The 14,062-nt window shown below is 54.5% G+C and carries 11 protein-coding genes; 9 read left to right on the top strand and 2 right to left on the bottom strand.

The window, feature by feature from the left end; translation table 11 throughout:
- Positions 1 to 55: 55 nt before the first annotated feature.
- Positions 56 to 1,339, bottom strand: coding sequence for a citrate synthase (gltA, locus tag PGR10_RS15625; RefSeq protein WP_015367676.1), 1,284 nt, complete (start codon positions 1,337 to 1,339; stop codon positions 56 to 58).
- Positions 1,340 to 1,522: 183 nt separating this feature from the next.
- On the bottom strand, positions 1,523 to 1,654 hold the full coding sequence (locus PGR10_RS15620) for a hypothetical protein (RefSeq protein WP_418268990.1): 132 nt from the start codon (positions 1,652 to 1,654) through the stop codon (positions 1,523 to 1,525).
- Between the two features lie 324 nt (positions 1,655 to 1,978).
- Here PGR10_RS15620 and sdhC point away from each other — a divergent pair, with 324 nt between their 5' ends.
- The 9 genes from sdhC (at position 1,979) to cydA (ending at position 14,059) form a co-directional block, all read left to right on the top strand.
- Entirely contained in the window at positions 1,979 to 2,383 is a 405-nt protein-coding gene (sdhC, locus tag PGR10_RS15615) for a succinate dehydrogenase cytochrome b556 subunit (protein WP_020079340.1), read from the top strand.
- Positions 2,377 to 2,724 carry a succinate dehydrogenase membrane anchor subunit gene (sdhD, locus tag PGR10_RS15610; protein WP_015367674.1) on the top strand — a complete coding sequence of 116 codons (348 nt, stop codon included), beginning with the start codon at positions 2,377 to 2,379 and terminating at the stop codon, positions 2,722 to 2,724. Before sdhC ends, sdhD begins: the two co-directional genes overlap by 7 nt.
- Positions 2,724 to 4,490, top strand: a complete 1,767-nt coding sequence (gene sdhA / locus PGR10_RS15605; RefSeq protein ID WP_430923744.1) for a succinate dehydrogenase flavoprotein subunit — start codon at positions 2,724 to 2,726, stop codon at positions 4,488 to 4,490. Before sdhD ends, sdhA begins: the two co-directional genes overlap by 1 nt.
- A 15-nt stretch (positions 4,491 to 4,505) precedes the next feature.
- Positions 4,506 to 5,222: a succinate dehydrogenase iron-sulfur subunit SdhB gene (sdhB, locus tag PGR10_RS15600; RefSeq protein WP_020079339.1), complete on the top strand. Its 717-nt coding sequence runs from the start codon at positions 4,506 to 4,508 to the stop codon at positions 5,220 to 5,222.
- 253 nt (positions 5,223 to 5,475) lie between these two features.
- On the top strand, positions 5,476 to 8,283 hold the full coding sequence (sucA, locus tag PGR10_RS15595) for a 2-oxoglutarate dehydrogenase E1 component (RefSeq protein ID WP_430923743.1): 2,808 nt from the start codon (positions 5,476 to 5,478) through the stop codon (positions 8,281 to 8,283).
- Positions 8,284 to 8,297: 14 nt separating this feature from the next.
- Entirely contained in the window at positions 8,298 to 9,518 is a 1,221-nt protein-coding gene (odhB, locus tag PGR10_RS15590) for a 2-oxoglutarate dehydrogenase complex dihydrolipoyllysine-residue succinyltransferase (protein ID WP_020079338.1), read from the top strand.
- Between the two features lie 145 nt (positions 9,519 to 9,663).
- Complete coding sequence (sucC, locus tag PGR10_RS15585; RefSeq protein WP_015367670.1) at positions 9,664 to 10,830, top strand: ADP-forming succinate--CoA ligase subunit beta; 1,167 nt, start codon at positions 9,664 to 9,666, stop codon at positions 10,828 to 10,830.
- Positions 10,830 to 11,699, top strand: a complete 870-nt coding sequence (gene sucD / locus PGR10_RS15580) for a succinate--CoA ligase subunit alpha (protein WP_015367669.1) — start codon at positions 10,830 to 10,832, stop codon at positions 11,697 to 11,699. The genes sucC and sucD overlap by 1 nt, the downstream gene beginning before the upstream one ends.
- A gap of 791 nt (positions 11,700 to 12,490) precedes the next feature.
- Entirely contained in the window at positions 12,491 to 14,059 is a 1,569-nt protein-coding gene (gene cydA, locus PGR10_RS15575; RefSeq protein ID WP_015367666.1) for a cytochrome ubiquinol oxidase subunit I, read from the top strand.
- Positions 14,060 to 14,062: the final 3 nt, after the last annotated feature.

Genomic DNA, 14,062 nt, shown 5'->3' with positions numbered 1-14,062 from the left:
AAAAAAAATCGGGGAAGGTCCCCGATTTTTTTTGCTAACCCCAAAAGGGGTGAAATTACTTCTTGAGATCGGACTTGAAATCGCGCTTCTGGTAGCCGGTATACAGCTGACGCGGACGGGCAATTTTCATACCGTCGCTGTGCATTTCGTTCCAGTGGGCAATCCAGCCGACGGTACGCGCCATCGCGAAGATGACGGTAAACATCGAGGATGGAATACCCATCGCTTTCAGGATGATGCCGGAGTAGAAATCGACGTTCGGATACAGTTTCTTCTCGATGAAGTACGGGTCGTTGAGCGCGATGTGCTCAAGTTCCATCGCCACTTCCAGCAGATCGTCCTTGGTGCCCAGCTCTTTCAGTACTTCGTGGCAGGTTTCACGCATTACGGTGGCGCGCGGATCGTAGTTCTTGTACACGCGATGGCCGAAGCCCATCAGGCGGAAAGAGTCATTCTTGTCTTTCGCGCGGCGCACGAATTCCGGAATGTGTTCAACGGAGCTGATCTCTTCCAGCATTTTCAGCGCGGCTTCGTTGGCGCCGCCGTGCGCCGGTCCCCACAGGGAGGCGATACCCGCAGCGATACAGGCGAACGGGTTAGCGCCGGAAGAGCCAGCGGTACGCACGGTAGAGGTTGATGCGTTCTGTTCGTGGTCAGCGTGCAGGATCAGGATACGGTCCATTGCGCGTTCCAGTACCGGGTTAACCTCATAGGTTTCGCACGGCGTGGAGAACATCATATTCAGGAAGTTACCCGCGTAGGAGAGATCGTTGCGCGGATACACGAAAGGCTGGCCGATAGAATATTTGTAACACATTGCTGCCATGGTCGGCATTTTAGACAGCAGACGATAGGCAGCGATTTCACGGTGACGTGGGTTATTTACGTCCAGGGAGTCGTGATAGAACGCCGCCAGCGCGCCGGTAATACCGCACATCACCGCCATCGGGTGAGAGTCGCGGCGGAACGCGTGGAACAGACGGGTAATCTGCTCGTGGATCATGGTGTGGCGGGTAACGGTAGTTTTGAATTCGTCGTACTGCTGTTGAGTCGGTTTTTCGCCGTTCAACAGGATGTAGCACACTTCAAGATAATTTGACTCGGTAGCCAGCTGATCGATCGGGAAACCGCGGTGGAGCAGGATCCCTTCATCGCCGTCGATAAAAGTAATTTTAGATTCACACGAGGCTGTTGAAGTGAAACCGGGGTCGAAGGTGAAGACACCTTTTGAACCAAGACTACGAATATCAATAACATCCTGACCGAGCGTGCCTTTTAGCACATCAAGTTCAATAGCAGTGTCACCACCCAGGGTGATTTTTGCTTTAGCATCAGACATTTATGGTCTCCTTAGCGCCTTTTATTGCTTAAGACTGCCGGGTGGTGGATTTGCATTCGGCCCGAACCTGACTACGTTACCAGATTGTTATGTTGCTCACAGCTCTGTGTCGCGAAAATTGCAGGGTACAGAGCGCAGGCGCTTGATGGTACGTCTTCAGCCCGGGAGTGAAACGGCAGCAAATCAGCGTTTTAGCAGCCCGAATATTAAAACCTGTATACCACTAATAACTGTCCTGATTACATCGGTCAATACCATCACACTGTTACATAACTTATTCTCAGGTGAAAGAGTGACCCCATAACTTTTGGGCATTATTGCATTAATCTAGTAATGGTTGTAACAATAATGTTTAATATTTGTCAAATCAGGTGATTAAAATTTAAAATAATGTTGTAATCGTGACCTTGATCACTGTTCCGGACAAAACCCGACAAACTATATGTAGGTTAATTGTAATGATTTTGTGAACGGCCTATACTGCCGCCAGGTCTCCGGAACACCCTGCAATCCCGAGCCACCCAGCGTTGTTTGGTCACGCTTTTACTCCTGGAAAGGGGTTTTAACATGACTTCTGGTTATAGAAAGGACGCTGTCTGACCCGCAAGCAGACCGGAGGAAGGAAACAATAAGAACAGCATGTGGGCGTTATTCATGGTAAGAAATGTGAAAAAACAAAGACCTGTCAATCTGGATCTACAAACGATTCGATTCCCAATCACGGCGATAGCGTCCATTCTCCATCGCGTATCCGGTGTGATCACTTTTGTGGCGGTCGGTATTCTGCTTTGGTTGCTGGGCACCAGCCTTTCCTCTCCGGAGGGCTTCCTGACGGCCGCTTCCATCATGAATAGCTTCTTCGTGAAGTTCATCATGTGGGGCATCCTCACCGCGCTGGCTTATCACGCCGTTGTCGGTATCCGCCATCTGCTGATGGACTTTGGCTATCTGGAAGAAACCCTCGAAGCAGGGACACGCTCCGCCAAAATTTCTTTTGTTATTACTGTCGTGCTTTCACTTCTCGCAGGAGTCCTCGTATGGTAAGCAACGCCTCAGCACTGGGACGCAACGGCGTACATGACTTTATTCTGGTCCGTGCTACCGCCATCGTTCTGACCCTCTACATCATCTACATGGTTGGCTTCTTCGCCACCTCCGGTGAGATCTCCTGGGAAATCTGGACCGGATTCTTCTCCTCCGCGTTCACCAAAGTCTTTACCCTGCTGGCTCTCGTTTCCATCCTGATTCACGCCTGGATCGGTATGTGGCAGGTGTTGACGGACTACGTTAAACCACTGGCCGTGCGCTTAGTTCTGCAACTGATTATCGTTGTGGCGCTGGTGGCTTACGTTCTTTATGGATTTGTTGTGGTGTGGGGTGTGTAATGAAATTGCCAGTCAGAGAATTTGATGCAGTTGTAATTGGTGCCGGCGGCGCAGGTATGCGCGCGGCGCTGCAGATTTCCCAGAGCGGACAGACCTGTGCGCTGCTCTCTAAAGTTTTCCCTACCCGTTCCCATACCGTTTCCGCGCAGGGTGGCATCACCGTTGCGCTCGGTAATACCCATGAAGATAACTGGGAATGGCACATGTACGACACCGTGAAAGGGTCGGACTATATCGGCGACCAGGACGCCATCGAATATATGTGTAAGACCGGCCCGGAAGCGATTCTTGAGCTGGAACATATGGGCCTGCCGTTCTCCCGTCTTGATGACGGCCGTATTTATCAGCGTCCGTTTGGCGGCCAGTCGAAAAACTTCGGCGGCGAGCAGGCGGCACGTACCGCGGCGGCGGCCGACCGTACCGGTCACGCGCTGCTGCACACCCTGTATCAACAGAACCTGAAAAACCACACCACTATCTTCTCCGAATGGTATGCCCTCGATCTGGTGAAAAACCAGGACGGCGCGGTGGTCGGTTGTACCGCTCTGTGCATCGAAACCGGTGAAGTGGTGTACTTCAAAGCCCGCGCTACCGTGCTGGCGACCGGCGGCGCAGGCCGTATTTATCAATCCACCACCAACGCCCACATCAACACCGGCGACGGCGTCGGTATGGCTCTGCGCGCGGGCGTTCCGGTGCAGGATATGGAAATGTGGCAGTTCCACCCGACCGGTATCGCCGGGGCAGGGGTGCTGGTCACCGAAGGTTGCCGCGGCGAAGGCGGTTACCTGCTGAACAAACACGGCGAGCGCTTCATGGAGCGTTATGCGCCGAACGCGAAAGACCTGGCGGGTCGTGACGTGGTGGCGCGTTCCATCATGATCGAAATCCGCGAAGGCCGCGGCTGCGATGGTCCGTGGGGCCCGCACGCCAAGCTGAAACTGGATCACCTGGGTAAAGAAGTGCTGGAATCCCGTCTGCCGGGCATTCTTGAACTGTCTCGTACCTTTGCCCACGTTGACCCGGTTAAAGAACCGATTCCGGTTATCCCAACCTGCCACTACATGATGGGCGGTATTCCGACCAAAGTGACCGGCCAGGCGCTGACCGTGAACGAGAAGGGCGAAGATGCGGTGATTCCGGGCCTGTTCGCCGTTGGCGAAATCGCCTGCGTATCGGTACACGGCGCCAACCGTCTGGGCGGCAACTCGCTGCTGGACCTGGTGGTCTTCGGCCGCGCGGCGGGTCTGCATCTGCAGGAGTCCATCGCCGAGCAGGGCGCGCTGCGTGCTGCCAGCGAGTCCGATGTCGAAGCTTCCCTGGATCGCCTCAACCGTTGGAACAACACCCGTTCCGGCGAAGACCCGGTTGCTATCCGCAAAGCGCTGCAGGAATGTATGCAGCATAACTTCTCGGTCTTCCGTGAAGGCGACGCGATGCATAAAGGTCTGGAACAGCTGAAAGAGATCCGCGAGCGTCTGAAAAATGCGCGCCTGGACGACACTTCCAGCGAGTTCAACACCCAGCGCGTTGAGTGCCTGGAGCTGGATAACCTGATGGAAACGGCGTATTCCACGGCGGTATCCGCTAACTTCCGTACCGAAAGCCGCGGCGCGCATAGCCGCTTCGACTTCCCGGAACGTGATGATGAAAACTGGCTGTGCCATTCCCTGTATCTGCCAGAGTCGGAATCCATGACGCGTCGAGCGGTCAACATGGAACCGAAACTGCGTCCGGCATTCCCGCCGAAGATTCGTACTTATTAATGCGGAGACAGGAATATGAAACTCGAGTTTTCAATTTATCGCTATAACCCGGATGTTGATGACGCTCCGCATATGCAGGATTACACCCTCGACGCGGAAGAAGGTCGCGACATGATGCTGCTGGATGCGCTTATCCAGCTGAAAGAAAAAGATCCGTCGCTGTCGTTCCGCCGCTCCTGCCGTGAAGGGGTGTGCGGTTCCGATGGTCTGAACATGAACGGTAAAAATGGTCTGGCGTGCATCACGCCGATCTCCGCGCTGAATCAGCCGGGTAAGAAAATTGTTATCCGTCCGCTGCCTGGATTGCCGGTTATCCGCGATTTGGTGGTAGACATGGGGCAATTCTACGCACAATATGAGAAGATCAAGCCTTACTTATTGAATAATGGGCAAAATCCTCCGGCTCGCGAGCATCTGCAGATGCCTGAGCAGCGCGAGAAACTCGATGGTCTGTACGAGTGTATTCTGTGCGCATGTTGTTCGACTTCTTGTCCGTCGTTCTGGTGGAACCCGGACAAGTTCATCGGCCCGGCAGGCCTTCTGGCCGCGTATCGCTTCCTGATCGACAGCCGCGATACCGAAACCAGCGAGCGTCTGGAAGGTCTGAGCGATGCTTTCAGCGTATTCCGCTGTCACAGCATCATGAACTGCGTCAGTGTTTGTCCTAAGGGATTGAACCCAACGCGCGCCATCGGCCATATTAAGTCGATGCTGCTGCAGCGCAGCGCGTAAGCAACACGGTCTGTCCCGGATGGCGCGTGCGCTTATCCGGGCTACCAAAGCAGTAGCCCCGGCAAGCCTTAGCGCCGCCGGGGATATAGCAGGAAACCTCTAAAAACTGCCCCTGATAGTTAGACAGTTTTTAAAGGTTCCTTAGCGGATAGAAACCACAACTCGTCCGCAACAAGTGAACCCCGGCACGTGCACTCGGTGTGCGTGGTAGTTTCTACGGCGAAATAAGCATAAAAATGCTTAAGGGATCACGATGCAGAACGGCGCAATGAAAGCCTGGCTGGACTCTTCTTACCTCTCTGGTTCGAACCAGAGCTGGATAGAACAGCTCTATGAAGACTTCTTAACCGATCCTGACTCTGTTGACGCCAACTGGCGTTCGATGTTCCAGCAGTTACCTGGCACCGGAGTTAAACCGGATCAATTTCATTCGAAAACACGTGATTATTTCCGTCGACTGGCGAAGGATGTCTCACGTTACACTTCTTCGATATCCGACCCTGATACCAATGTGAAGCAGGTTAAAGTCCTGCAGCTCATCAACGCATACCGTTTCCGCGGTCACCAGCAGGCGAATCTCGATCCGCTGGGACTGTGGCAGCAAGAGAGAGTGGCGGATCTCGATCCGGCTTACCACGATCTCACCGAGGCCGATTTCCAGGAAAGCTATAACGTAGGTTCTTTCGCCATCGGAAAAGACACGATGAAGCTGGGCGACCTGATTGCGGCGCTTAAGCAAACCTACTGCGGCTCCATCGGCGCGGAATACATGCATATCACCTCTACTGAAGAAAAACGCTGGATCCAGCAGCGTATTGAGTCAGTAGCTGGTAAAGCGAGCTTCACCGCGGAAGAGAAAAAGCGCTTCCTGAGCGAACTGACCGCCGCGGAAGGCCTGGAGCGCTACCTCGGCGCCAAATTCCCGGGCGCGAAACGCTTCTCGCTGGAAGGCGGCGATGCGTTAATCCCGATGCTCAAAGAGATCATCCGTCACGCCGGTAAGAGCGGCACCCGTGAAGTGGTGCTGGGCATGGCGCACCGTGGTCGTCTGAACGTACTGGTTAACGTGCTGGGTAAAAAACCGCAGGATCTGTTCGACGAATTCGCGGGCAAACATAAAGAACACCTCGGCACCGGCGACGTGAAGTACCACATGGGCTTCTCTTCCGATATGGAAACCGAAGGCGGCCTGGTTCACCTGGCGCTGGCGTTTAACCCGTCGCACCTGGAAATCGTAAGCCCGGTGGTTATCGGCTCCGTACGCGCCCGTCTGGATCGTCTGGACGAGCCGAGCAGCAACAAAGTTCTGCCAATCACCATCCACGGCGACGCCGCGGTAGCCGGCCAGGGCGTGGTTCAGGAAACCCTGAACATGTCCAAAGCGCGCGGTTACGAAGTGGGCGGTACCGTTCGCATCGTTATCAACAACCAGGTTGGCTTCACCACGTCCAACCCGCTGGATGCGCGTTCTACGCCTTACTGCACCGATATCGGTAAGATGGTTCAGGCGCCGATTTTCCACGTTAACGCGGATGACCCGGAAGCGGTCGCTTTCGTTACCCGTCTGGCGCTGGATTTCCGTAATACCTTCAAACGCGATGTCTTCATTGACCTGGTGTGCTACCGCCGTCACGGCCACAACGAAGCCGACGAGCCGAGCGCAACCCAGCCGCTGATGTACCAGAAAATCAAAAAGCATCCGACTCCGCGCAAAATCTATGCTGACAAGCTGGAGCAGGACAAAGTCGCGACGCTGGAAGACGCTACCGAACAGGTTAACCTCTACCGCGATGCGCTGGATGCCGGCGATTGCGTGGTAGCGGAATGGCGTCCGATGAACATGCACTCCTTTACCTGGTCTCCGTACCTCAACCATGAGTGGGACGAGAGCTACCCGGATAAAGTTGAGCCAAAACGTCTGCAAGAGCTGGCCAAACGCATCAGCACGGTACCGGAAAGCGTTGAGATGCAGTCTCGCGTAGCGAAAATCTACGGCGACCGTCAGTTGATGGCGGCGGGCGAGAAGCTGTTCGACTGGGGCGCGGCGGAAAACCTGGCGTACGCCACCCTGGTTGACGAAGGTATTCCGGTACGTCTGTCCGGCGAAGACTCCGGTCGCGGCACCTTCTTCCACCGTCATGCGGTTATCCATAACCAGAGCAACGGCTCTACCTATACGCCGCTGCAGAACGTACACAACGGCCAGGGCCAGTTCCGCGTCTGGGACTCCGTGCTGTCTGAAGAAGCGGTACTGGCATTCGAATACGGTTACGCCACCGCGGAACCACGCACCCTGACCATCTGGGAAGCGCAGTTCGGCGACTTCGCCAACGGCGCGCAGGTGGTGATTGATCAGTTCATCAGCTCCGGCGAGCAGAAATGGGGCCGGATGTGCGGCCTGGTGATGCTGCTGCCGCACGGCTACGAAGGGCAGGGCCCGGAGCACTCCTCCGCGCGTCTGGAACGTTATCTGCAGCTGTGCGCTGAGCAGAACATGCAGGTTTGCGTACCGTCCACTCCGGCACAGGTTTACCACATGCTGCGTCGTCAGGCGCTGCGCGGTATGCGCCGTCCGCTGGTGGTCATGTCGCCGAAATCTCTGCTGCGCCACCCGCTGGCGGTTTCCAGCATGGACGAACTGGCGAACGGCACCTTTATGCCGGCGATTGGCGAAATCGACGAGCTCGATCCGCAAGCCGTGAAACGCGTCGTACTGTGCTCTGGTAAGGTTTACTACGACCTGCTGGAACAGCGCCGCAAAAACGAGCAAAAAGATGTCGCCATCGTGCGTATCGAACAGCTCTATCCGTTCCCGCATCAGGCGGTGCAGGAAGCGCTGAAAGCTTATTCGCACGTCCACGATTTTGTCTGGTGCCAGGAAGAGCCGCTCAACCAGGGCGCATGGTACTGCAGCCAGCACCACCTTCGTGAAGTAGTTCCATTTGGGGCCTCTCTGCGTTATGCAGGCCGCCCGGCCTCCGCCTCTCCGGCGGTAGGGTATATGTCCGTTCACCAGAAACAGCAACAAGATCTGGTCAATGACGCGCTGAACGTCGATTAATTAAAGGATACACAATGAGTAGCGTAGATATTCTGGTTCCCGACCTTCCTGAGTCCGTAGCTGACGCAACCGTCGCCACCTGGCACAAAAAACCGGGCGACGCGGTAGTCCGCGACGAAGTTCTGGTCGAAATCGAAACTGACAAAGTGGTACTGGAAGTACCGGCATCAGCGGACGGCATTCTGGATGCAGTACTGGAAGACGAAGGCGCCACCGTGCTGTCTCGTCAGATTCTGGGCCGCCTGCGTGAAGGCAACAGCGCCGGTAAAGCCGCTGATGCGAAAGCTGATACTAAAGAGTCCACCCCGGCTCAGCGTCAGCAAGCGTCTCTGGAAGAGCAAAGCAACGACGCGCTTAGCCCGGCTATCCGTCGTCTGTTGGCTGAACACAGCCTCGACGCGGCGGCGATTAAAGGCACCGGCGTTGGCGGCCGCCTGACCCGCGAAGACGTTGAGAAGCATCTGGCGAGCGCGCCGGCGAAAGCTGAAGCGAAAGCGCCAGCCGCTGCTGCGGCGCCGGTTGCGCAACTGGGCCACCGTTCTGAAAAACGCGTACCGATGACCCGTCTGCGTAAACGCGTTGCCGAGCGTCTGCTGGAAGCGAAAAACTCTACCGCCATGCTGACCACCTTCAACGAAGTCAACATGAAGCCGATTATGGATCTGCGTAAGCAGTACGGCGAAGCGTTCGAAAAACGTCACGGTATCCGTCTGGGCTTCATGTCCTTCTACGTGAAAGCGGTGGTTGAAGCGCTGAAACGCTACCCGGAAGTGAATGCTTCCATCGATGGCGACGACGTGGTTTATCACAACTACTTCGACGTAAGTATGGCGGTTTCTACGCCGCGCGGCCTGGTGACTCCGGTTCTGCGTGACGTTGACCTGCTGGGCATGGCGGATATCGAAAAGAATATTAAAGAGCTGGCAGTGAAAGGCCGTGACGGCAAGCTGACCGTAGATGACCTGACCGGCGGTAACTTCACCATTACCAACGGCGGCGTATTCGGTTCTCTGATGTCCACGCCGATCATCAACCCACCGCAGAGCGCCATCCTGGGTATGCATGCCATTAAAGACCGTCCGATGGCGGTGAATGGCAAGGTAGAAATTCTGCCGATGATGTACCTGGCGCTCTCCTACGACCACCGTCTGATCGATGGACGTGAATCGGTAGGCTTCCTGGTAGCGATTAAAGAGCTGCTGGAAGATCCGACTCGTCTGCTGCTGGACGTGTAGTCAGTAAGAGTATTACCTACCGTAGGCCGGATAAGGCGTTCGCGCCGCCATCCGGCGTTGATGAGATGCCTGATGGCGACGCTTACGCGTCTTATCAGGCCTACAGGTTTAAAGATAATTATTACCTGAAGGATGGACTGAACACATGAACTTACATGAATATCAGGCAAAACAACTTTTTGCCCGCTATGGCTTACCGGCGCCGGTGGGTTATGCCTGTACTACTCCGCGTGAAGCAGAAGAAGCCGCTTCAAAAATCGGCGCGGGTCCGTGGGTAGTGAAATGTCAGGTTCACGCTGGTGGCCGCGGTAAAGCGGGCGGTGTGAAAGTAGTTAAGAGCAAAGAAGAGATTCGCGCTTTTGCTGAGCATTGGCTGGGCAAACGCCTGGTGACTTACCAAACAGATGCTAACGGCCAGCCGGTAAACCAGATTCTGGTTGAAGCGGCGACCGATATTGATAAAGAACTGTATCTGGGCGCGGTTGTTGACCGTAGCTCCCGTCGCGTGGTGTTCATGGCGTCTACCGAAGGCGGCGTGGAAATCGAAAAAGTGGCGGAAGAAACCCCACACCTGATCCACAAGATCGCTATCGATCCGCTGGCGGGCCCGATGCCTTACCAGGGGCGTGAACTGGCGTTTAAACTGGGTCTGGAAGGTAAACAGGTTCAGCAGTTCACCAAGATCTTCATGGGTCTGGCGACCATCTTCCTGGAGCGCGACCTGGCGCTTATCGAAATCAACCCGCTGGTTATCACCAAGCAGGGCGACCTGATCTGCCTTGACGGTAAACTGGGCGCTGACGGCAACGCGCTGTTCCGCCAGCCGGATCTGCGCGAAATGCGCGACCAGTCTCAGGAAGATCCGCGCGAAGCTCAGGCGGCGCAGTGGGAACTGAACTACGTTGCCCTCGACGGCAACATCGGTTGCATGGTTAACGGCGCAGGCCTGGCGATGGGCACCATGGACATCGTTAAGCTGCACGGCGGCGAACCGGCTAACTTCCTCGACGTTGGCGGCGGCGCAACCAAAGAGCGCGTGACCGAAGCGTTCAAAATCATCCTCTCTGACGACAACGTTAAAGCGGTTCTGGTTAACATCTTCGGCGGTATCGTACGTTGCGACCTGATCGCTGACGGCATCATCGGCGCGGTTGAAGAAGTGGGTGTTAACGTACCGGTTGTGGTTCGTCTCGAAGGTAACAACGCCGAACTGGGCGCGAAAAAACTGGCTGACAGCGGCCTGAATATTATTGCAGCGAAAAGTCTGACGGACGCAGCACAGCAGGTTGTTGCCGCAGTGGAGGGGAAATAATGTCAGTTTTAATTAATAAAGACACCAAGGTTATCTGCCAGGGCTTTACCGGTAGCCAGGGTACATTCCACTCTGAACAAGCGATCGCTTACGGCACTCAGATGGTTGGCGGCGTAACGCCAGGTAAAGGCGGCACCACTCATCTGGGCCTGCCGGTATTTAACACCGTGCGCGAAGCCGTTGAAGCCACCGGCGCGACTGCGACCGTCATCTACGTTCCGGCGCCGTTCTGCAAAGACTCCATTCTGGAAGCTATCGACGCGGGCATTAAGCTGATTATCACCATCACCGAAGGTATCCCGACCCTGGATATGCTGACCGTGAAAGTGAAGCTGGACGAAGCTGGCGTTCGCATGATCGGCCCTAACTGCCCGGGCGTTATCACTCCGGGCGAATGCAAAATCGGCATCATGCCGGGTCACATTCACAAGCCGGGTAAAGTGGGCATCGTTTCCCGTTCCGGTACCCTGACCTATGAAGCGGTTAAGCAGACCACCGACTACGGCTTCGGCCAGTCTACCTGCGTCGGTATCGGCGGCGACCCGATCCCGGGCTCCAACTTCATCGATATCCTGAAAATGTTCCAGGAAGACCCGCAGACCGAAGCGATCGTCATGATCGGTGAAATCGGCGGCAGCGCGGAAGAAGAAGCGGCAGCTTACATTAAAGAGCACGTGACTAAGCCGGTTGTCGGCTACATCGCGGGCGTTACCGCGCCGAAAGGCAAGCGTATGGGCCACGCCGGCGCCATCATCGCGGGCGGTAAAGGTACTGCTGATGAGAAATTTGCTGCGCTGGAAGCGGCCGGTGTGAAAACCGTTCGCAGCCTGGCGGATATCGGCGAAGCGCTGAAAGCAATCATCAAGTAAACCCTCACTGCTCCTCAGGAGCAGACTAATGTCCGATTTCGACATGGTTGGCCACCGTCAGGTGGCCTTTTTTTTGCCTTGTCGTCATGCCGCAGGCTCTCCCTTGCGTTAAAAAACGCTATTGTATTGATTTGATGAATATTATTGGGAATAATCACTCGCCGCTTTCCGGGGGAGGGGAGATGGTTAATTTTATGTGAAAATAAACAGAAAAACGCAGACGTTATTTTTTGCATTTCGATTGGGAAAAATAGTGTGACCGGTCTAACATTATTAGGATCGCATCATTTCTTACCTTAAATTGGTCAAAGTTAAAATTATATTACCTATAATTCTCATCTCTCTCTTTTTAGTAACCGCTAGCGGCAGATTTTAAACACATTTTTAACATCAATTTCACTGTTATTCTTTATTGCGCCACATAATTAACATGGGTGGGAAAAATTGATTTATATCAATGCTTAATACTTGGAAAAAATCCCCAAAAAACGTTAAATTGTCGCAAATCAAATTGGCCTATTCAGGGCATTTTCGCTATATATTGATCACCGTCGAAAAATGTAAAGCTGGAACAATAAAATCCTATTTATTGTAAGGTTATTGCGGCGTAATATATTAGAGAATCATTTGGTTTTTTCGTTAACGTATTTGTAACCTTTGCGAGGGCGCTGTTTCATCGCCAGATGAGCAGTAACGTACCAGGGAGCAAATAATTTTGTATTGGGGCATGCGTATGAACCTGAATTTTGGGTTCGTTCTCGGAGTCTTCATGCGATGAGCAAGGAGTCATGATGTTAGATATAGTCGAACTGTCGCGCTTACAGTTTGCCTTGACCGCGATGTACCACTTCCTTTTTGTGCCGCTAACGCTCGGTATGGCGTTCCTGCTGGCCATCATGGAAACGGTCTACGTCCTTTCCGGCAAACAGATTTATAAAGATATGACCAAGTTCTGGGGCAAGTTGTTTGGTATCAACTTCGCTCTGGGTGTCGCAACCGGTTTGACCATGGAGTTCCAGTTCGGGACTAACTGGTCTTACTATTCTCACTATGTGGGCGATATCTTCGGTGCGCCGCTGGCCATTGAAGGTCTGATGGCCTTCTTCCTCGAATCTACCTTTGTAGGTCTGTTCTTCTTCGGTTGGGATCGTCTGGGCAAAGTTCAGCACATGGCGGTGACCTGGCTGGTCGCGCTGGGGTCTAACCTCTCCGCGCTGTGGATCCTTGTGGCCAACGGCTGGATGCAGAACCCGATCGCATCGGATTTCAACTTTGAAACCATGCGTATGGAGATGGTCAGCTTCTCCGAGCTGGTCCTGAACCCGGTTGCTCAGGTTAAATTCGTCCACACCGTGGCCTCCGGCTATGTGACTGGCGCGATGTTCATCCTTGCCATCAGCTCCTGGTACATGCTTAAAGGCCGTGATTTCGCCTTTGCTAAGCGTTCCTTCGCGATTGCTGCAAGCTTTGGTATGGCCGCTATCCTCTCCGTTATCGTCCTCGGCGATGAGTCCGGTTACGAAATGGGTGACGTGCAGAAAACCAAACTGGCGGCGATTGAAGCGGAATGGGAAACTCAGCCGGCGCCGGCTGCCTTTACCCTGTTTGGTATTCCCGATCAGGAAGCGCAAACCAACCACTTCTCCATCCAGATCCCTTACGCGCTGGGTATCATCGCTACCCGCTCGGTGGATAAGCCGGTTATCGGTCTGAAAGATCTGATGGCGCAGCATGAAGAGCGTATCCGTAACGGGATGAAAGCCTATGCGCTGCTGGAACAGCTGCGCGCCGGCTCCACCGATCAGGCGGTACGCGATCGGTTCAATGATGTTAAGAAAGACCTCGGTTATGGCCTGCTGCTCAAGCGCTATACCCCGAACGTCGCTGACGCCACGGAAGAGCAGATCGCTAAAGCGACCAAAGACTCTATTCCGAGCGTAGCGCCGCTGTACTTCGCCTTCCGTATCATGGTGGCGTGCGGCGTACTGATGCTGTTGATTATCGGCGCCTCTTTCTGGACCGTGATTCGCAACCGCATTGGCGAGAAAAAATGGCTGCTGCGCGCCGCGTTCTTCGGTCTGCCGCTGCCGTGGATTGCCGTTGAAGCGGGCTGGTTTGTTGCCGAGTATGGCCGTCAGCCGTGGGCGATTGGTGAAGTGCTGCCTACAGCGGTGGCGAACTCATCGCTGACCGCGGGCGATCTGATCTTCTCGATGTTGCTGATCTGCGGTCTGTATACGCTGTTCCTGGTGGCTGAACTGTTCCTGATGTTCAAGTTTGCCCGCAAAGGACCGAGCAGCCTGAAAACGGGTCGCTATCACTTTGAACAGTCCTCCGCGGCTATTCAGTCGGCACGCTAAGAC

This window comes from Klebsiella sp. 141198, assembly GCF_050600785.1.
GTDB lineage: Bacteria > Pseudomonadota > Gammaproteobacteria > Enterobacterales > Enterobacteriaceae > Klebsiella > Klebsiella aerogenes.
Note: the sequence above shows the minus strand (reverse complement) of the source record. Positions and strands in the feature narration are given on the sequence as shown.

Bases quoted from the DNA above. Each gene is read 5' to 3' on its own strand.
- sdhB (WP_020079339.1), top strand. From the start codon at position 4,506: ATGAAACTCGAGTTTTCAATTTATCGCTATAACCCGGATGTTGATGAC.
- cydA (WP_015367666.1), top strand. From the start codon at position 12,491: ATGTTAGATATAGTCGAACTGTCGCGCTTACAGTTTGCCTTGACCGCG.
- sdhD (WP_015367674.1), top strand. From the start codon at position 2,377: ATGGTAAGCAACGCCTCAGCACTGGGACGCAACGGCGTACATGACTTT.
- sdhC (WP_020079340.1), top strand. From the start codon at position 1,979: ATGTGGGCGTTATTCATGGTAAGAAATGTGAAAAAACAAAGACCTGTC.
- gltA (WP_015367676.1), bottom strand. From the start codon at position 1,339: ATGTCTGATGCTAAAGCAAAAATCACCCTGGGTGGTGACACTGCTATT.
- sucD (WP_015367669.1), top strand. From the start codon at position 10,830: ATGTCAGTTTTAATTAATAAAGACACCAAGGTTATCTGCCAGGGCTTT.
- sucC (WP_015367670.1), top strand. From the start codon at position 9,664: ATGAACTTACATGAATATCAGGCAAAACAACTTTTTGCCCGCTATGGC.
- sdhA (WP_430923744.1), top strand. From the start codon at position 2,724: ATGAAATTGCCAGTCAGAGAATTTGATGCAGTTGTAATTGGTGCCGGC.
- odhB (WP_020079338.1), top strand. From the start codon at position 8,298: ATGAGTAGCGTAGATATTCTGGTTCCCGACCTTCCTGAGTCCGTAGCT.
- PGR10_RS15620 (WP_418268990.1), bottom strand. From the start codon at position 1,654: ATGCCCAAAAGTTATGGGGTCACTCTTTCACCTGAGAATAAGTTATGT.
- sucA (WP_430923743.1), top strand. From the start codon at position 5,476: ATGCAGAACGGCGCAATGAAAGCCTGGCTGGACTCTTCTTACCTCTCT.